Genomic DNA, 19,354 nt, shown 5'->3' with positions numbered 1-19,354 from the left:
GTGCCTTCTACTGAACCTGAAGACCGTCAATGCCGCAAAACCGATCAGGGAATCGAGCGGACGAAGCCGTTCCGATTCCCCAATCCCGATTCCCGATTCCCGATTCCCCAATCCCAGCCCTCAAAAGATATCGAACGCCTTCTCGTCCTGCTGTTCCCGCAGGCCGTAGTCATAGTCCTGCAGACGATCCAGATCCTCGTTCTTCACCCATTCCACCGCGCCGTTGATTGTGGCCTGGGTCATGCCATCGGGCGGGTCATTGGTAGCGATCGGCTTGTCCTTCAGCGCCACGCGCATGTAGTCGATCCAGATCGGCAGTGCCGCCTTGCCGCCGTACTCGCGATAACCGAGCGAACGGAAATCGTCGCGACCCACCCACACCGTGGTGGCATAGGGACCGCCGAAACCGGAGAACCAGGCGTCGCGGTGATCGTTGGTCGAGCCGGTCTTGCCGCCGACGTCCTCGCGCCCGAGCACCTTGGCCGCAGTGCCGGTGCCGCGCTGGACCACGTCGCGCATCATCGACACCAGCTGGTAGGCGGTACGCTCGTCGATGGCACGCGGCGCGATCTTGGTTTCGGTGGTGGCAGCCGGGGCGGTCTCCGCCGGCGTGGCCGGCGTCGCCGTGGTCGGCTCGATCGACTTGGGCAGCGCGGGGGCCCCGAAGTTGAAGCCGTCCACCACCTGGCTCACCGGCGCGACATTGCCGCCCTGCAATGCGCAGGTACGGCAGGCCACCGCCGGCACTTCCTTGAAGACGACATTGCCGTCGCGGTCCTTGACCTCGTCCACGATCCAGGTCTCCACCCGCGAGCCGCCATTGGCGAACACCGCATAGCCACGCGCCACCGACAACGGCGTCAGCGACGCGGTGCCCAGCGACATCGACAGGTTGGGCGGCAGCTCGGCTTCCTGGAAGCCGAACTGGCTAATGTATTTACGCGCAAAATCGACGCTGATCGCGTCCAGCAAGCGGACCGACACCAGATTGCGCGATTGCACCAACGCCTCGCGCAACCGCATCGGGCCGCGGAAGCCGCCGCCGTCGTTCTGCGGCGACCAGGTCTTGCCGCGGCGGTCGCGGAACACCACCGGTGCATCGAGCACGATCGAGGCCGGGTTGAAGCCCTTCTCGAACGCTGCCGCATACACGAATGGCTTGAAGCTGGAGCCGGGCTGGCGGCGCGCCTGGGTGGCGCGATTGAACTTGTTGCCGGCGAAGCTGAAACCGCCGACCAGCGCACGCAGCGCACCGCTGTTGGCATCCAGCGACACCAGCGCGGCCTGGCCGCGCGGCAGCTGGTCGATGATCCATTCGCCGTCTTTTTCACCCGCACGGATGCGGGTCAGGTCGCCACGCGTCAGCAGCTTGGCCGGCGTCTTGCTGGTCCAGCGGCTGGCGCTGGCCGGCAGGGTCAGCTCAGTCTTGTCGCTCTGCACGACGGTCACGCCGCCATCGGCATTAGTGCGTGCCACGATCACCGCGCGCAGGCCGCCCTGGGTGAACACGCCCGACAGATGCTTGGCCAGTGCCGGCGCATCCGCATCGGCAGCGACATCGAAATGCTGCTCCACCCCATGCCAGCCATGCCGGTGGTCGTACAGGCGCAGGCCTTCGGCAACCGCCGCATCGGCGCCGGTCTGCAGCGTGGCATCGATGGTGGTGGTGACGTGGTAACCCTTGTTGAGCACATCGCCGCCGTACTTGGCGATCATTTCCTGACGCACCAGTTCGGCCACGTACGGGGCGTAGACCTCGACCGGCGGCTCGTGCGGCTTGGCGTGCATCGGCACCGCCTTTGCGGCGTCGGCTTCGGCCTGGCTGACAAAGCCCAGGTCGGCCATGCGTTGCAACACGTAGTAATCGCGACGTTCCTGCGCGCGCTCCGGGTTGCTGATCGGGTTGCCGCTGGACGGGAACTTGGGGATGCCGGCCAGCGAGGCCATCTCGTCCAGGCTCAACTCGCTCATCTTCTTGCCGTAGTAGTACTCGGCCGCAGCACCCACGCCGTAGGCGCGATTGCCGAAGAAGCTCTTGTTGAGATACAGCTCGAAGATCTCGTCCTTGCTCAGCTCACTCTCGATCTTGCGCGCCAGCAGGATCTCGGCGAGCTTGCGGGTATAGCTGTATTCGGAACTGAGGAAGAACTGCCGTGCCACCTGCTGGGTGATGGTCGAGCCACCCGGCACGCGCTTGGCGTCGGTGCTGGCCAGCAGCCATACCGCGCGGGCGATGCCCTTGTAATCCACGCCGCCGTGCTCGTAGAAGCGAGCATCCTCGGTCGCCAGGAAGGCCTGCTTCAGGCGCAGCGGCACGTCCTTCATCTGGATGGGGTAGCGCCGGGTCTCGCCATAGACGGCCATCAGGCGGCCATCGCTGGAGTAGACGTACATCGGCTCCTGCAACTGGACCTGCTTGAGTGACTGCACATCCGGCAACTTGGAGGAAATGGCGTAATACAGGCCGCCGGCAGCAATAGCGCCAAGCAAAGCGAGCACCACGAACGCGGCCAGGATCCAGCCCAGCCAACGGCGAATACGGGGCATGTTGAGAGAGATTCCGATTGCAGATTTCTTGGTCACAGAGTATAGATGACGCCGGGTTTGGCTGGGGCCGAACTCTGGGGATCGCAGAAGACAGCACTGGGGGTCACGGCGCGTGGGCCATCGCCTCGCTCGTGAAGGGCTTGTCAACTGTTAAAATTTGATTATTAATACGAGGGCGCAGACAAGCGTCCAAGTGCCCATCGGCAGGGGAGTTTCCGTGGGGCTTCTACCCAAGAGTCAATCGCCACTGATTGGTGTCGATATCAGTTCCACTGCGGTCAAGCTCTTGCAGCTGTCGCGCAGCGGGAACCGCTTTCGCGTGGAACATTACGCGGTAGAACCGTTGCCGCCCAATGCGGTCGTGGAAAAGAACATCGTCGAGGTCGAGGCGGTGGGCGAAGCCATTCGCCGCGCCATCAACCGTTCCGGCAGCAAGGCCAAGAGCGCGGCGGCTGCAGTGGCCGGGTCGGCAGTGATCACCAAGCTGATTCCGATGCCGGCCGATCTGGACGAGAGCGATCTGGAGGCGCAGGTCGAGCTGGAAGCCACCAATTACATTCCGTACCCGATCGAGGAAGTGAATCTCGACTTCGAGGTGCTCGGCCCGATGCCCAACAGCCCGGACATGGTCCAGGTGCTGCTGGCCGCCTCGCGTTCGGAGAATGTGGAACTGCGCCAGTCCGCGCTGGAACTCGGCGGTCTGACTGCCAAGGTGATGGACGTGGAGGCCTTCGCGGTCGAGAACGCCTTTGCCCTGGTCGCCAGCGAGTTGCCGGTGGCTGCCGATGCGGTGGTTGCGCTGGTGGACATCGGCGCGACCATGACCACGCTGAGCGTGCTGCGCTCCGGTCGCAGCCTGTATAGCCGCGAGCAGGTCTTCGGCGGCAAGCAGCTCACCGACGAGGTGATGCGCCGTTACGGGCTGACCTACGAAGAGGCTGGCCTGGCCAAGCGTCAGGGCGGTTTGCCGGAGAGCTACGAGGTCGAGGTGCTGGAGCCGTTCAAGGAGGCGACGGTGCAGCAGATCAGCCGCTTGCTGCAGTTCTTCTACGCGGGCAGCGAATTCAATCGCGTCGACTGCATCGTGCTGGCCGGCGGCTGCGCTGCGCTGTCGCGCCTGCCGGAGATGGTGGAAGAGCAGCTCGGCGTGACCACCGTGGTCGCCAACCCGCTCGCGCAGATGACGCTGGGCCCGAAGGTCCAGGCGCATGCGCTGGCGCTGGATGCACCTGCATTGATGATCGCCACCGGCCTGGCCCTGAGGAGCTTTGACTGATGGCAAGAATCAATCTTTTGCCCTGGCGCGCCGAGCGCCGGAAGGCGCGCGAGCGTGAGTTCTATTCGATGCTGGGCTTCGCCGCGTTGGGCGGCGTGCTGCTGTCGGTCCTGATCTGGTTCTACTACGACGCGCAGATCAGCGGCCAGGCCGAGCGCAATGCGTTCCTGACCGCCGAAATCGACAAGGTCAAGGCGCAGAACGAAGAGATCAAGGAGCTCGACAAGAAGAAGGACCGCCTGCTTGCCCGCAAGAAGGTGATCGAGGAGCTGCAGGCCAATCGCTCGCAGATGGTGCATCTGTTCGATTCGCTGGTGCGGACCATTCCCGATGGCGTGGCCCTGACCAACATCAAGCAGGACGGCGACATCCTGACCCTGGAAGGGCGTTCGCAGTCCAACGCGCGCGTCAGTACCTATATGCGCAACCTGGAAGGATCGGGCTGGATGACCAACCCGGACCTGTCGATCATCGAGGCCAAGAGCCAGGACAAGGCCGGGCAGCCTGCGGGATCGTCGATGGACACCAAGACGCTGCCGTACGTGTTCACACTCAAGGTCAAGCTGGCCAATCCGAACGAGGCCGACAAGGACGGCACCGCACCGGCCGATGCGCAAGCGCCGGGTGCAGCGCCGGCCGGTACGCCAGCGGCGACACCTGCAGTACCTGCGCCTGCCGCGTCGCCGGCCGCTGCTCCTGCACCCGTGCAGCCAGCGCCGGCGTCAGCCACTCGGCCGCAGGAGGGGGCGGCGTCATGAGTAAGAAATCATTCAAACTCAGCGATCTGGATTTCAACAACATCGGCGGTTGGCCGCAGCAGGCACGCATCGTGTTCTGCGTGGTGGTCGGTCTGTTCATCCTGGTGCTGGCCTGGTTCCTGTTGATCAGCGGCAAGCGCGATGAACTCGAAGGCCTGGAAGGCGCCGAAACGCAGCTGCGTACCGAGTTCGAGACCCAGCAGGGCCGCGCGGTGAATCTGGAGCCGCTCAAGCAGCAGCTCGCGCAGATGGAGCAGGTGCTGCAGCAGATGCTGCGCCAGCTGCCCAGCAAGACCGAAATGCCGGATCTGATCATCGACATCTCGCAGACTGCGCTGTCCAGCGGCCTGTCCAACGAGTTGTTCCAGCCGGGCCCTGAGTCGCCGAAGGAGTTCTACGCCGAGAAGCCGATCGCCTTGCGCATGGTGGGCAGCTACCACCAGTTCGGTGCCTTCGTCAGCGGTGTCGCGTCGCTGCCGCGCGTGGTGATCCTGACCATGCACGACATCAACCTCAAGCCGAAGGATCCCAAGGCCGGTATCACCCCGCGCGGGGCGCTGGAACTGTCCGGCACGGTCAAGACCTATCGTTATCTGGACGATGAGGAAATGGCCGAGCAGGAGAAGGCTGTGGCCGACGCTGCGAAGAAGGGCGGCCAATGACCATGAAACTGCTCAAGATCCTGTCCTGCGTGGCGCTAATTGCTGTATTGCCGGCGTGTACACGCGGTGTCACCAGCACACCGGGCGATGCGCCGAATCTGGAAGCCTGGGTCGCCGAAGTGCGTGCACGTCCGGCACCGCCGTTGGAGCCATTGCCGGTGATGCAGCAGTTCGAGACGTTCGAATATGCGGCGCAGTCGATGCGCGACCCGTTCAGCGATGCTTGGGTCAGTGCGGAAGGCGGCAACGGCACGCGTCCGGATCCGAACCGGCGCAAGGAGCCGTTGGAGGCCTACCCGCTCGACGCCCTCGACATGGTGGGGACCATTGGCGGCGGCTCGGGCCTGATCGCCCTGGTCATGGCACCTGACAAGGTGACTTACCGGGTGCGGCCGGGCGTGTATCTGGGACAGAGCGATGGCCGGGTTACCGGGGTCTACGAAGACCGCATCGAGCTGATTGAACTTGTGCCGGACGGTGCGGGTGGATGGCTTGAACGGCCGGCCGCGCTCGCATTGGATGATCAATAAAGTGATAGGGGATAGCACGATGACGTTTTCCAATGCCCAGCGGCTGCGTCCGGTTCGGCGCCACGCGGTACTCCAGGCCTGCGCGTTGGGGTTCGCGCTGGCGTTGGCGAGTGGCGACGCGTTCGCGGCGGCGGCACTGAAGCAACCTGTGCAGGATCCGGCCAAGACCGCTCCGGCGAGCCTGGCGGTGTCCAAGATCGATTTCAAACGTGGCGAGGATGGCGCTGGCCGTCTGATCCTGCAGTTCGATGGCCAGGGTGCCAGTCCGGATCTGCGCACGCAGGGCGATAACGTGCTGGTCGACATCAGCAACGCACGGTTGCCTGCCGAACTGCAGCGTCCGCTCAACGTCACCGACTTCGCAACGCCGGTGCAGCGTGTCGAGGTCAAGCCGTCCGGCTCGGGTTCGCAGCTGGTGCTGTCGACCAAGGGCGCGTTCGATTCGCTGGCCTACCAGACCGGCAACGAGTACGTGGTCGAAATCACGCCGCGCAAGGGACAGCCTGCGGTCGGCGGCGTCAGCGCCGCGGCAGTCACCCAGGCCGCCGCGCAGATCGCTGCGCGCGGGTACAGCGGCCGTCCGGTGACGTTCAACTTTCAGGACGTGCCGGTACGCACCGTGCTGCAGCTGATCGCCGAGGAATCCAACCTCAATATCGTCGCCTCCGACACCGTGCAGGGCAATGTCACGCTGCGACTGATGAATGTGCCGTGGGACCAGGCGCTGGACATCGTGCTGCGCGCCAAGGGCCTGGACAAGCGCCGCGACGGCGGTGTGGTGTGGGTCGCCCCGCAGCCGGAGCTGGCCAAGTTCGAGCAGGACAAGGAAGACGCCCGCATCGCGATCGAGAACCGCGAGGATCTGATCACCGATTACGTGCAGATCAATTACCACAACGCGGCTGTGATCTTCAAAGCGCTGACGGAGGCCAAGGGGATTGGTGGCGGTGGTCAGGGCGGCGGTCAAGGTGGACAAGGCGGCGCAGGGCAGCAGGACAACGGGTTTTTGTCGCCGCGTGGCCGTCTGGTCGCCGACGAACGCACCAACACCCTGATGATCAGCGATATTCCGAAGAAGGTCGCGCAGATGCGCGAGCTGATTTCGCATATCGATCGGCCGGTGGATCAGGTGTTGATCGAAAGCCGTATTGTGATCGCGACTGATACGTTTGCGCGTGACCTCGGTGCGCGGTTTGGCATTACTGGTTCAACCGGTCGCGGTATTTTGAGTGGCTCATTGGATAGTAATGTCAATTTCCAGAATACCTCCGCTCAGCGTGCCAATGAACTTGCTAACACAGGCACAAGCACAACGTTACCTTCGCACCTATTCCCATCTGGGTTGAACGTGGACCTTGGTGCAAGCGGGTTTACCAACAGCAGGGCGGCAGGTCTTGCATATACGCTGCTTGGTTCCAATTTCAATCTCGACATCGAGCTCTCGGCGATGCAGGAGGAAGGGCGTGGCGAAGTCGTTTCAAATCCCAGAATTGTCACTGCCAATCAGCGTGAGGGTGTCATCAAGCAGGGGCGGGAAATTGGTTATGTGACCATCAGCGGTGGCGGTGCTGCAGGTTCGGCCGCGCAAGCCAACGTGCAATTCAAGGAAGTGCTGCTTGAGCTGAAAGTCACTCCGACCATTACGAATGACAATCGCGTTTTTCTGAACATGAATGTTAAGAAAGACGAAGTCGCGCGGTTTATCATTCTGGAAGGCTATGGCACTGTGCCGGAAATCAATCGTCGTGAAGTCAATACCGCTGTGTTGGTGGGTGATGGCGAGACGGTGGTAATCGGTGGCGTTTATGAATTTACGGACCGTGAGAGCGTCTCCAAGGTTCCCTTCCTAGGCGACATCCCCTTTCTCGGAAATTTGTTCAAGAAACGTGGACGCAGCAAGGAAAAAGCCGAGTTGCTTGTCTTCGTTACCCCAAAGGTGTTACGCGTTGCAAGTGCCACTCCGTAAGGAGAAGGCATATCAAAGAGAGGCCGCGAAAGCGGCCTTTCTTTCATGGTGAAGCGTGTGAGTAACGCAGACCGGCTGTTGGCCCTACGGCGCGACCGCAAGCAGTTGTCTGTGTCTTGTTGTCAGCGACTGCTAGAACTTCCGGAGCCGTTGCCCGTCTTGGCTTTGATCGGGTTAGCCTGATCGGGTTGCCAAAACGCGATGGATACAAAGGTTCCTGCTTGTGTGACGCGCTTCATGCCGGGAGTCACTGACTGAATGCTCTAGAGCCATCGAGTGAACCAATCGTGCTCGAATCGGTCACACTGGGCCTATGAACGCACCGCCGCTGTTGCCCCCAGAAGCCGCTGCCGCGCCCGCCGAGGACCGGTTGCACCGTCAATTCACCTTGCTGCGCGAGTCACTGGCGCAGCGCATCGTGGGCCAGTCTGCGCTGGTCGAACGGTTGCTGATCGCCTTGCTGGCCGATGGTCATCTGTTGGTCGAAGGCGCGCCCGGGCTGGCCAAGACCACCGCGATCCGCGCACTGGCCTCGCGCCTGGAAGCGGATTTCGCGCGGGTGCAGTTCACCCCTGACCTGTTGCCCTCCGATCTGACCGGCACCGAGATCTGGCGGCCGCAGGACAGCCGGTTCGAGTTCATGCCCGGGCCGATCTTCCATCCGATCCTGCTGGCCGATGAGATCAACCGCGCGCCGGCCAAGGTGCAGTCGGCATTGCTGGAAGCCATGGGCGAGCGCCAGGTCACTGTCGGGCGGCACACCTATGCGCTGCCGCAGCTGTTCCTGGTGATGGCCACGCAGAACCCGATCGAGCAGGAAGGTACGTTCCCGTTGCCCGAGGCGCAGCTGGACCGCTTCCTGATGCACGTGCGCATCGGTTATCCGCAGGCCGACGCCGAGGCGGAGATCCTGCGTCTGGCACGTGACGCCGCACGCGATACCCTGGAAAAGCACGAGACGGTGCCCGACAAGATTCCGCTGGAAGATGTCTTTGCCGCGCGTCGGGTGGTCCTGGACGTGCATCTGGCGCCGCAACTGGAACGCTATCTGATCGAGATTGTGCTCGCGTCGCGCGATGCCCAGCGCTACGACCCGGCATTGGCGCGGCGGATTGCCTGGGGCGCGAGCCCGCGTGGGTCGATCGCGCTGGAGCGCTGTGCACGTGCGCGTGCATGGCTGGCCGGGCGCGACTACGTGACCCCGGACGATATTCGCGCGATTGCCCCGGACGTGCTGCGTCATCGCGTGCTGCCCAGCTACGAAGCCACTGCCGAAGGCTGGGATGGCGAACGTCTGGTCGCCGCCTTGCTGGAAAAGATTCCGCTGCCCTGATCGGGTAGCGTGTTGCTGAGGTATGCCGTCCTCTGACCAGAATCCGATGTCTTCGATGCCGTCTTCTTCTCCTGTCACCGCTCCTGCGTCGATCGTCGGCGATGGACTGCGGCCGACGCTGACGGAGCTGATCGCGCTGCGCGGCACCACGACCCACCGCGGGCAGTCAGGTCGTGGTCGCCATGGGCTGGTCGGGCCGGTGCCGGCGGCGACGCGCGGGCGCGGAATGGAATACGCCGAGTCGCGCGAGTACGTGGCCGGCGACGATGCGCGGCATATCGACTGGCGCGTCACCGCGCGTACCGGACGTGCGCACACCAAATTATTTCAGGCCGAGCGCGAACGCTTGAGTCTGATTGTGGCCGATACCTCGCCAGCGCTCTTCTTCGGCACGCGGGTGCGCTACAAATCGGTGCAGGCCGCACGTGCCGGCGCCGTTGCGGCGTGGCTGGCGCAGCGGCAGGGCGACCGGATCGCTGCGCTGCGTGGCACTGCCAGCGAGGCGCCGATTGCGCCGCGCTCGGGTCAACGCGGGGTATTGCCGGTGTTGGATGCGTTGGCGCGCTGGTACGCGCAGCCGCCGTCCGGCGATGCGGGCCTGGAGGTGGCACTGGACCATGCCGCACGGCTGTTGCGCCCGGGTGCGCGGCTGACCGTGCTGGCCGATGCGCGCAGCGCCAGCAGGATTTCTGCCACACGCTGGTCGGGTCTGGCCTTGCATCACGAGGTGGTGGTGATCGTGCTGGTCGACCCCCTGGAGCTGGCGCCACCGGCCCGCGCACTCAGCTTCGATGTACGGGGTGAGCGCATTGCGATCGACCTGACCACGCAGGCCGGACGTGCGCGTTGGCAGGCCGAATTCGTGGCGCCGCTGGAACAATTGACCGCGGTCCTGCAGGCACGCGGTGTGCGCCTGCATCGCCTGTCCACCGACGATGCCAGCGATGCCTGGTTGGGCGGCAGCGCCGCCGTGCGGAGCCGGTGACGGTGTCGCCGCAAACGCTGCCGTTGCGCGATGTCCATCTGCCGCCGTCGCCGTCGTGGTGGCCGCTGGCGCTGGGCTGGTGGCTGGTGATCGCGGCAGTGGTCCTGGTGCTGGGCACCTCAGGATGGGTGTGGTGGCGTCGCCGTCGTCAGCAGCGGCGCTGGCTGGCGGCATTCGATGCCGAGTTGCAGCGCGCAACGACCCCCGCGCAGCGCCTGGCTGCGTTGTCGGTGTTGTTGCGGCGCGCAGCGCGCAGCGTCGATGCGCAGGCCGACCGGCTGCACGGCGAGGCATGGCTGCAGTTTCTGGACGGGCGCAAGAGCAAGACGCAGGCCTTTTCGCAAGGACCGGGGCGCGCGCTGCTGGACGGCGGCTTTCAACGCGCGCCGGCGGTGTCCGACCTGGATGCGGTGCAGGCATTGGCGCGGCAGCGGTTTCTGAGTTTGATGCGAGGCCGGCGATGAACTGGCTGCAGTGGTCGCAATGGCAGGATGCGCTGGCGCACTGCGCATGGCCGTGGGCATGGTGGTTGATGCCGCTGCCGTTGCTGATGTGGTTCTGGCCGCAGCGCCGCGCCGATACGGCCGCGCTGCGCGTGCCCTACGCCGACCAACTGCATGCGGTTGCGCAGGCGAAGAGCGCGCCGGTACTGCGGGTGCCGCGCTGGCTTGCCTGGTTGGGTTGGTTCTTCCTGTGCGCGGCGCTTGCGCGCCCGCAGCAATTGGGCGATGTGATCCAGCCGCCGCGTGAGGCGCGACAGATGATGCTGGCGGTGGATCTGTCCGGCAGCATGAGCGAGCCGGACATGGTGCTCGGCGGCAATGTGGTGGATCGCCTGACCGCCGCCAAGGCGGTGTTGTCGGACTTTCTGGATCGTCGCGACGGTGATCGGGTCGGCCTGCTGGTATTCGGTCAGCGCGCCTACGCATTGACGCCGTTGACCGCCGACCTGACCTCCGTGCGCGACCAGCTGGCCGACAGTGTGGTGGGACTGGCCGGGCGAGAAACGGCGATCGGCGATGCGATCGCGTTGTCGGTCAAACGGCTGCGCGAGCAGAAGCAGGGCCAGCGCGTGGTGGTGTTGCTCACCGATGGCGTCAATACCGCAGGCGTGCTCAATCCGCTCAAGGCCGCCGAACTTGCCAAGTCCGAAGGCGTGCGCGTGCATACGATCGCCTTCGGCGGCAATGGCGGTTATTCGTTGTTCGGCGTGCCGATTCCTGCCGCGGGCAATGACGATATCGACGAAGACGGCTTGCGCAAGATCGCCGCGCAAACCGGTGGGCGCTTTTTCCGCGCCCGCGATACGGAAGAACTGGCCGGCATCTATGCCGAGCTGGATCGACTGGAGCCGGTCAAGGCGCCCGGCCCGTCGATGCAGCCGCGCGTGGAACGCTACTACTGGCCGTTGGGCGCTGCCATCGTGATTGCGCTGCTGACCTGTGTGTTGCCGCGGAGATGGCGATGAACGCGCTGACCGAACTGGCAGGCTGGCTGCAGTCGCTGCATCTGCTGCGTCCGGGTTTGCTCTGGGCCCTGCTGGCGATCGTGCCGGCGGCAGTGCTGTGGCAGTTGCGTCGACGCGATGCGGAGGTGTGGCGGCAAAGCGTGGATGCGCATCTGTTGCCGACCTTGCTGGTGTCCGGCAGTCGGCGTGGATGGCTGGGATTCGTGCTGGCTGCGCTGGCCTATGCGCTGGCGGTGGTGGCGATGACCGGTCCGAGCTGGCGGCAGACCGAGCGGCCGGTGTATCACTCCAGCATGCCGCTGGTGGTGGCGCTGGACCTGTCCTCCAGCATCATGGCCAACGATCTGCCGCCATCGCGTCTGCTGCAGGCGCGGGCCAAGTTGGTCACGTTGTTGCGCAAGCGCGCCGGTGGCGAAGTTGCACTGCTGGTCTATGCGGGCGAGAGTTTCACGGTTGCCCCATTGACCGAAGACACCGCCAATGTGGCGTTGTTCCTGGATGCGCTGTCGCCATCGGTGATGCCGGTGGAGGGTAAGCGCGCCGATGCAGCGATCGACGCGGCTACGCAGTTGCTGCTGCAGGCAGGTTTCAAGCAAGGCGACATCCTGCTGGTCAGCGACAGCGCCGATCGTGCGGCCGGGAGTTCCGCACGGCTGGCGCGCTCGCGTGGATTCAGCGTGTCCGCGCTCGGCGTGGGGAGCGCGCGCGGCGCGGCGTATCGCACCACGACCGGTGAGATCGCGCAGACACGGCTGGATGAAGGCAGCCTGCGCGATCTTGCCGGGCAGGGTGGTGGTCGCTATGCGCGCATCACCGCCGACGATGCGGACCTGCGTGCGCTGGGCATGCTCGATCCGGCGCAACAGCCGCTGGCCGATGAAACCGCCGAGTCCAGCGGTGGCAAGACCTGGCTGGACGAGGGCTACTGGCTGCTGCTGCCGGTGATGCTGTTGGCGCTGCTGGCGTTCCGGCGGCGTGCGGTTGTGGCGGTATTGGCCCTGGTGTGCGTGTTGCCGTTGGCCCAGCCTGCGCATGCTGCCGAGGACACCTTGTGGCAACGCGCCGACCAGGTGCAGCAGCAACGCCTGGATGCCGGCGTGCAGGCGTATCGCAAGGGCGATTTTGCCGCGGCACAAAAAGCCTTCGAAAATGTGCCCACCGATGAGGGGTTGTACAACCTCGGCAACGCGCTGGCCAGACAGGGCCAGTACGATCAAGCGATTGCGGCCTACGACCGGGCGCTCAAGCACCATCCGGATCAGCCCGACGCCATCGCCAATCGTGCGGCAGTGGATGCGGCGCGCAAGCGTCAGCAGCAGAACAACAAAGACGGTAAGGGCCAGGACGGCAAAGGCCAGTCCGACGAGCAGAAGCGATCCGGGCAGAACAGCCCCGGCCAGAATCAGTCCGGGCAGAACAAGCAGAGCGCTCCAAACGCTGGCCAGGACGGGCAAGGCAAGCAGGATGCACAGGGCAAACAGGACGGCAAGGATCAGTCGTCTGCGCAGACGCCGCAGGACGCAGCCTCGCAGGACCAGCAGTCCAACGCCGGCCAGGGCGAGCAGAGCAAGCAGGACGCAGCGCCGCAATCGGCCGACGCCAAGGCGCAGCAGCAGGCCGATGCCGCGCAGCGGCAAAAGATGCAGCAGGCGATGGCGCAGGCTGGCGACAGGAGCGCCGATGCAAACGGCAAGCAGGCCGCCGCGGCGACGGCGAACGAAACGCCGGAGCAACGCGAGCAGCGTCAGGCGGTGGATGCCTGGCTGCGGCGGGTGCCGGACGATCCGGGCAGCTTGCTGCGCACCAAATTCAGGTTGGAACACGAACGCAGGCAACGGGACGGACGATGATCGGCACACACCATTTGCGCCGCGCGGCGATCGGCATGTTGACCGGCGTGATGTTGCTCACCTGTGCACCGGTGGGTGCCGTCACGCGCGCGTGGCTGGACCGCGACAGCGCCAATGCCGGCGACGTGGTGATGCTGAATATCGAAACCGATCAACGTGGTGTCGATCCTGATTACACGCCGTTGCGCAACGACTTCGCGCTGGGGGCCAAGAGTGCCAACCAGCAGATGCAGGTGAGCAATGGGTCGGTGGCGATGCGCGCGTTGTTCGGTGTGGTGCTGACGCCGCGCAGGAGCGGCGAGCTGATCGTGCCGGCGATCCGCGTGGGCAACGAGCGCACCGAGCCGTTGCGGCTGCAGGTGGGGGCTTCGGCAAACGATGCCGGCAGCGGCGCGCCCAGCGCAACAGCGGCGGCGCAGGGCGACGAGGATGCCTTTGTCCAGACGCAGGTGGACGATCCGCAGCCCTATGTGCAGCAAAGTGTGGGCGTGGTGGTGCGGTTGTATTTCGCCACGCAACTGGCGTCCGGCGAGTTGGACCTGGAAGCGCTCGAGGGTGCATCGCTGCAGCGTATCGGCGACGACGTCAGTTCGGTCAAGGTACTCAATAACCGTCAATACAACGTGGTCGAGCGGCGCTATCTGCTGGTGCCCGAGCGCAGCGGCCGCCTGGTGTTGCCGTCGGCGCGTTTCAATGGCCGTTCGGTCGGTGGCTTCTTCGACGACTACTTCGGTCGCGGCAATGGCGAGCTGAGCGCACGTAGCGCCAGCATCCCGCTGCAGGTGCGCGCGCAACCGGCCAACGCGCCGCAGCCGTGGCTACCGTTGCGCAGCCTGCAGTTGCGGTATACGACCACGCCGCAGCGTGCCACCGCCGGTGAAGCGGCGCAACTGGTGGTGGAAGCTAGCGCACGCGGCGCCACCCAGGCGCAATTCCCGGAATTGCCGACCCCGAGCGTGCCCGACGCGCAAGTGTTCGCCGAGCCCGCGCAGTACGAAGAGCGCTTTGTGGATGGTTCGCCGCAGTTGCGGCTGACCCGCCGCTATTCGATCGTGCCCAACCGCGCCGGTCCGTTGGTGGTGCCCGGCTTGCAGGTGGCGTGGTGGGATGTGGGCGCGGCGGCGGCCAAGACCGCGGCATTGCCGGACCTGACGCTGGATGTGGCGGCAGGCAGCGGCGCGTTTGCGGCGCCTGCGCCGGCGCCAGCATCCAATCCGACACCGGATAACGCTGCGACAACTGCTGCGGGCGGCACGCTGAGCCTGCAGCAACCCGCGGCCACGCAACGGCCATGGGGCTGGATCGCCGCGGCGATCGGGTTTGCGCTGCTGTGGATTGCCACCCTGGTGTGGGCCTTGTTACGGCGTCGCGGCGGTTCGCACGGCGCGTCGGTGATCGACGCCAGCGATGCAGCTGCGCCCGGTCGGCGTGTGACGCATGGTGTGGCCGAGCTGCGACGCGCGCTCGATACCGGCGGCATGGACGACGTGGCTGCAGTGCTGTGCGGCATGGCCGGCGTTGCCGATATCGACAGCGTGCTGGCAGCGTCGAGCGACCCGGCGCAGCGGGCAGCGGTGGCACAGATGCAGCGTGCCCGCTGGGGCGGCGATGGCGACGTGACCAGTGCACGTTCGGCATTGCGCGAGGCCTTTGCCAAGGGCCCGCGTTGGCGGCATGCCACGGCGGCGGAGCCGGAAGTATTGGCGCCGCTGTATCCGCCGGCGCCTTGATCGGTTTCGCTGCATCGGAAGTTGCTGACTGGGTCTAGATGGTCACCATGTCCAGTCCCGCTCTGACGCATTGATTCCGGTTGCACCTGGTTCTTCACCTGTGCTGCTTAAAACAAGGCGTTGGGTCTGCGACCTGGCTGCAGGGCCCTTGCCCGCCCACCCTCGCGGGACACGCCGCAAGTACGTCCATGTAGGCGCTTACGCGGCATCCATGCCGCGTAAGCGCCCGCGACGGTGAGCGGGCAAGGACCCGTCGGGATGGTCGGCGTGCATGCTTGCGAGCAAGAGCTCATGGCCGGATCCCACCGCGTCCCAAAAGCGATTGGGCATCGCGGCCCGGTACACGCAGTTCCAAGTGGCGGCTGTGCATGCCCCACGGTGGGCGCGCCAGGTTTGTCGAACGCTCCAGCGCCCGTATCGGCTGACGTGGGGAGCTGCACCTACCCTCGGGCAGGCGCACCGCGGCAGGCCGGGTAGGTGGCCGCGTCGATGGCGTTTGTTAAGCTCCGGGGCTTGTGTCCAGATCAAGGCCCGACCAGATGACTGCATCCCCCGCCGCACGCCGCCCGGACCTGCCCCTGCATTGGAAGATGGGCATTGGCTTCGCCGTCGGTCTGCTGCTGGGTCTGGCTGTCTACTATCTGGCCGGCAGCGATGCCGACTGGGTGCGCGTGGTCACCAGGTACGTCACCACCCCGTTCTCGCAGATCTTCCTCAACCTGATCTTCATGCTGATCGTGCCGTTGCTGTTTTCGGCATTGGTGATGGGCATTTCCGAGATGGGCGACATCCGTGCGCTCGGGCGCGTGGGGTGGCGCACCCTGGGCTACACCGTCGTGCTGTCCGGCGTGGCGGTGTTGCTTGGGCTGGTGCTGGTGAATGTGCTCAAGCCCGGTGCCGGCGTGGACCCGCAACTGGCCAACCAGTTGATCCAGCAGAACGCCGAGCGCACCCGCGAGATCATCTCCAGCTCCGGCACCCAGCCGCAGGGCATGGACATGCTGCTGTCGATCGTGCCCAGCAACGTCATCGCTGCGGCGTCCAGCAACGGCGCGATCCTGTCGCTGATGTTCTTTGCGGTGATGTTCGGCGTGGGCATGGTGCTCACCGCCGACGAAAAAGTGGCCACGCTCAAGCGCGGCATCGAAGGCATCTTCGAAATCTCGATGACCCTGATCGGCTTGGTGATCCGCCTGGCGCCGTACGCGGTGGCCTGTTTCATGTTCAATCTGGCCGCGCTGTTCGGCTTCGATCTGTTGATCCGCCTGGGCGCTTACGTGGGCGTGGTGGTGCTGGCGCTGGGCCTGCACATGGTGGTGAGTTACGGGCTGGCGGTGAAGTTCGCCGGGCGCTCGCCGGTCGGCTTCTTCCGGCAGACCCAGGCGGCCACGATGATGGCGTTCTCCACCGCGTCCAGTAACGCCACCCTGCCGACCGCCCTGCGCGTGGCCGACGAGATGGGCCTGCCGCCGCGGGTGTCGCGCTTCGTGCTGACCGTGGGCGCCACCGCCAATCAGAACGGCACCGCCTTGTTCGAAGGGGTGACGGTGATCTTCCTGGCGCAGTTCTTCAACGTCGACCTGAGCATCGGCCAGCAGTTCATGGTGATGCTGGTCTGCATCCTGGGCGGTATCGGCACCGCCGGCGTGCCGTCCGGCTCGCTGCCGGTGGTGGCGCTGATCTGCGCGATGGTTGGGGTCAACCCGGTCGGCATCGGCATGATCCTGGGCGTCAATCACTTCCTGGACATGTGCCGGACAGCGCTGAATGTGACCGGCGATCTGGCGCTGACAACACTGGTTGCCAAGGGCGAGGAATAGGGATTCGGGAATCGTGAGTGGGTAAGAGCGGGCTGTAGCGATCGGTACGTGTGATATAACGTCCTGCTGCCCCGCAGCGGTCGCTTTGGTGACAGCGGCGTCAGCGACGAATGCAGCACTGCACCCGATTCCCGATTCTCCATTCCCGACTCCCCAATCCCGGCTCCCTAACGCGCTCTGTGGGAGAATAAGCGGCTCCGCTTCCAGCGGTGTTCCCTCCGCTTCCATAGACGCTCATGACCCAGCCCACCCGCCGCCAGCTGGCCAACGCCATCCGTTTTCTCGCCGCCGATGCGGTCGAAGCCGCCAAATCCGGCCATCCCGGCATGCCGATGGGCATGGCCGATATCGCCGAAGTGCTGTGGAACGATTTCTTCCGGCACAACCCGAACAACCCGCAGTGGTTCAACCGCGACCGTTTCGTGCTGTCCAACGGCCACGGCTCGATGCTGCAGTACGCGCTGTTGCACCTGTCCGGCTACGACCTGCCGATCGAGCAGCTCAAGCAGTTCCGTCAGCTGCACAGCAAGACCGCCGGTCACCCCGAGCGCAGCGAAACCCCCGGCGTGGAGACCACCACCGGCCCGCTTGGGCAGGGTTTCGCCAATGCGGTCGGGTTCGCGCTGGCCGAGAAGCTGCTGGCGCAGCGCTACAATCGCCCGGAGCTGGAAATCGTCGACCACCGTACCTGGGTGTTCATGGGCGATGGCTGCATGATGGAAGGCATTTCCCATGAAGCCGCCTCGTTGGCCGGCACCTGGGGCCTGGGCAAGCTGGTCGCGTTCTGGGACAACAACCAGATTTCCATCGACGGCAACACCGCCGGCTGGTTCAGCGACAACACCCCGGAGCGCTTCGAGGCCTATGGCTGGCATGTGATCCGTGATGTGGACGGACACGACGCCGAAAAGATCAAGGCCGCCATCGAGACCGCGCTGGACAACACCGACAAGCCCACGCTGATCTGCTGCCGCACCAAGATCGGCTTCGGCGCGCCCAGCAAGGCCGGCAAGGAATCCTCGCACGGCGCCCCGCTGGGCAAGGAAGAACTCGAAGGCGCCCGCAAGGCGCTGGAGTGGCCGTACGGCCCGTTCGAAATCCCCGAAGAGATCTACGCCGGCTGGCGCGCAGGTGGCACCGGCACCTTGCGTCAGGCCGAGTGGGAGCAGCTGTTCGACAAGTACGGCAAGCAGTATTCGGCCGAAGCCGCCGAGCTGACCCGCCGCTCGCACGCCGAGCTGCCGGCCGACTTCATCGCCCAGGCCGATGCCTACATCGCCAAGGCGCAGCAGGAAGGCCAGACCATCGCCTCGCGCAAGGCCTCGCAGCTGGCGATCGAAGCGTTCGCGCCACTGCTGCCGGAACTGATCGGCGGTTCGGCCGACCTGGCGCATTCCAACCTGACCTTGTGGAAGGCCAGCAAGTCGGTCGCCACCGATGACCCGAACGCCAACTACGTCTATTACGGCGTGCGCGAGTTCGGCATGACCGCCATCGCCAACGGCCTGGCGCTGCATGGCGGCTTCATTCCGTTCGACGCCACCTTCCTGGTGTTCAGCGATTACGCGCGCAACGGCGTGCGCATGAGCGCGTTGAATCCGGCCCACGCCATCCACGTGTATACGCACGACTCGATCGGCCTGGGCGAAGACGGCCCGACCCATCAGCCGGTGGAACACCTGGCCTCGCTGCGCTACATCCCCAACAACGATGTGTGGCGCCCGGGCGATGCGGTGGAATCGGCGGTGAGCTGGAAGGCCGCCATCACCCGCAAGGACGGCCCCAGCTGCCTGGTGTTCAGTCGCCAGAACCTGCAGCACCAGCCGCGCAGTGACGAGCAGCTCAAACTGATCGAGCGCGGCGGTTATGTGCTGGCCGATGCCGAAGGTGGTACGCCCGACGTGATCCTTATCGCCACCGGTTCGGAAGTCGGGCTGGCGGTGGAAGCCAAGCAGACCCTGGACGCGGCCGGGCTGAAGACACGCGTGGTGTCGATGCCGTCGACCGACGTGTTCGATCGCCAGGATGCGGCCTATCGCGAGTCGGTGCTGCCGAATGCGGTGCGCAAGCGCGTGGCGGTGGAAGCGGGCGTGACCGGCTTCTGGCGCAAATATGTGGGTCTGGATGGCGATGTGGTCGGCATCGATACCTTCGGCGCCTCGGCACCGGCCGATCAGCTGTACGCGTACTTCAAGATCACCGCCGAGCATGTGGTTGCTGCGGCCAAGGCGCTGTAACGCCTGACGCGGCGCCTGGAAGAAAAAGCCGGCGAAAGCCGGCTTTTTTGTGGGGCCTCGTGCGCGCTGCGCGATGCGGCACCGTGCAACGGGGCATTGCACGTGTCGGTGCCCGTCGTCGACCAGCGCCGATGCACGGATCCTGGTCAGCAACTGGCGTGGCCGTGTGGTGCGCCAAGCCCTGCGGCGGCT

14 protein-coding genes are annotated in these 19,354 nt (G+C 65.1%); 13 read left to right on the top strand and 1 reads right to left on the bottom strand.

Features of this window, described 5'->3' with window-relative positions:
• Positions 1-120: 120 nt before the first annotated feature.
• Positions 121-2,547, bottom strand: a complete 2,427-nt coding sequence (locus XarjCFBP7645_RS03115) for a penicillin-binding protein 1A (RefSeq protein ID WP_104536191.1) — start codon at positions 2,545-2,547, stop codon at positions 121-123.
• A gap of 217 nt (positions 2,548-2,764) precedes the next feature.
• Here XarjCFBP7645_RS03115 and XarjCFBP7645_RS03110 point away from each other — a divergent pair, with 217 nt between their 5' ends.
• The 13 genes from XarjCFBP7645_RS03110 (at position 2,765) to tkt (ending at position 19,162) form a co-directional block, all read left to right on the top strand.
• Entirely contained in the window at positions 2,765-3,823 is a 1,059-nt protein-coding gene (locus XarjCFBP7645_RS03110) for a pilus assembly protein PilM (protein WP_104536190.1), read from the top strand.
• On the top strand, positions 3,823-4,581 hold the full coding sequence (locus tag XarjCFBP7645_RS03105) for a PilN domain-containing protein (protein ID WP_104536189.1): 759 nt from the start codon (positions 3,823-3,825) through the stop codon (positions 4,579-4,581). The genes XarjCFBP7645_RS03110 and XarjCFBP7645_RS03105 overlap by 1 nt, the downstream gene beginning before the upstream one ends.
• Positions 4,578-5,243: a type 4a pilus biogenesis protein PilO gene (locus XarjCFBP7645_RS03100; RefSeq protein WP_104536188.1), complete on the top strand. Its 666-nt coding sequence runs from the start codon at positions 4,578-4,580 to the stop codon at positions 5,241-5,243. Before XarjCFBP7645_RS03105 ends, XarjCFBP7645_RS03100 begins: the two co-directional genes overlap by 4 nt.
• Entirely contained in the window at positions 5,240-5,773 is a 534-nt protein-coding gene (locus tag XarjCFBP7645_RS03095) for a pilus assembly protein PilP (protein ID WP_104536187.1), read from the top strand. Before XarjCFBP7645_RS03100 ends, XarjCFBP7645_RS03095 begins: the two co-directional genes overlap by 4 nt.
• A gap of 19 nt (positions 5,774-5,792) precedes the next feature.
• Positions 5,793-7,739 (top strand): type IV pilus secretin PilQ, encoded by a 1,947-nt coding sequence (locus XarjCFBP7645_RS03090; RefSeq protein WP_104536186.1) that lies wholly within the window; start codon positions 5,793-5,795, stop codon positions 7,737-7,739.
• Positions 7,740-8,052: 313 nt separating this feature from the next.
• The gene (locus tag XarjCFBP7645_RS03085) at positions 8,053-9,072 is read left to right on the top strand and encodes an AAA family ATPase (protein WP_046344109.1); all 1,020 of its coding nucleotides are present in this window, start codon (positions 8,053-8,055) and stop codon (positions 9,070-9,072) included.
• Between the two features lie 22 nt (positions 9,073-9,094).
• Positions 9,095-10,057 carry a DUF58 domain-containing protein gene (locus XarjCFBP7645_RS03080; RefSeq protein WP_104536185.1) on the top strand — a complete coding sequence of 321 codons (963 nt, stop codon included), beginning with the start codon at positions 9,095-9,097 and terminating at the stop codon, positions 10,055-10,057.
• Between the two features lie 2 nt (positions 10,058-10,059).
• Positions 10,060-10,521: a DUF4381 domain-containing protein gene (locus XarjCFBP7645_RS03075; protein ID WP_104536728.1), complete on the top strand. Its 462-nt coding sequence runs from the start codon at positions 10,060-10,062 to the stop codon at positions 10,519-10,521.
• Complete coding sequence (locus tag XarjCFBP7645_RS03070; RefSeq protein WP_104536184.1) at positions 10,518-11,525, top strand: vWA domain-containing protein; 1,008 nt, start codon at positions 10,518-10,520, stop codon at positions 11,523-11,525. Before XarjCFBP7645_RS03075 ends, XarjCFBP7645_RS03070 begins: the two co-directional genes overlap by 4 nt.
• Complete coding sequence (locus XarjCFBP7645_RS03065) at positions 11,522-13,375, top strand: tetratricopeptide repeat protein (RefSeq protein ID WP_104536727.1); 1,854 nt, start codon at positions 11,522-11,524, stop codon at positions 13,373-13,375. Before XarjCFBP7645_RS03070 ends, XarjCFBP7645_RS03065 begins: the two co-directional genes overlap by 4 nt.
• The gene (locus tag XarjCFBP7645_RS03060; RefSeq protein WP_104536183.1) at positions 13,372-15,105 is read left to right on the top strand and encodes a BatD family protein; all 1,734 of its coding nucleotides are present in this window, start codon (positions 13,372-13,374) and stop codon (positions 15,103-15,105) included. Before XarjCFBP7645_RS03065 ends, XarjCFBP7645_RS03060 begins: the two co-directional genes overlap by 4 nt.
• Positions 15,106-15,644: 539 nt before the next feature.
• Positions 15,645-16,925, top strand: a complete 1,281-nt coding sequence (locus tag XarjCFBP7645_RS03055; RefSeq protein ID WP_181126156.1) for a dicarboxylate/amino acid:cation symporter — start codon at positions 15,645-15,647, stop codon at positions 16,923-16,925.
• A gap of 236 nt (positions 16,926-17,161) precedes the next feature.
• Positions 17,162-19,162: a transketolase gene (tkt, locus tag XarjCFBP7645_RS03050; protein ID WP_104536181.1), complete on the top strand. Its 2,001-nt coding sequence runs from the start codon at positions 17,162-17,164 to the stop codon at positions 19,160-19,162.
• Positions 19,163-19,354: the final 192 nt, after the last annotated feature.

The sequence above is a fragment of the Xanthomonas arboricola genome (assembly GCF_002940665.1).
GTDB classification, from domain to species: domain Bacteria; phylum Pseudomonadota; class Gammaproteobacteria; order Xanthomonadales; family Xanthomonadaceae; genus Xanthomonas; species Xanthomonas arboricola_B.
Note: the sequence above shows the minus strand (reverse complement) of the source record. Positions and strands in the feature narration are given on the sequence as shown.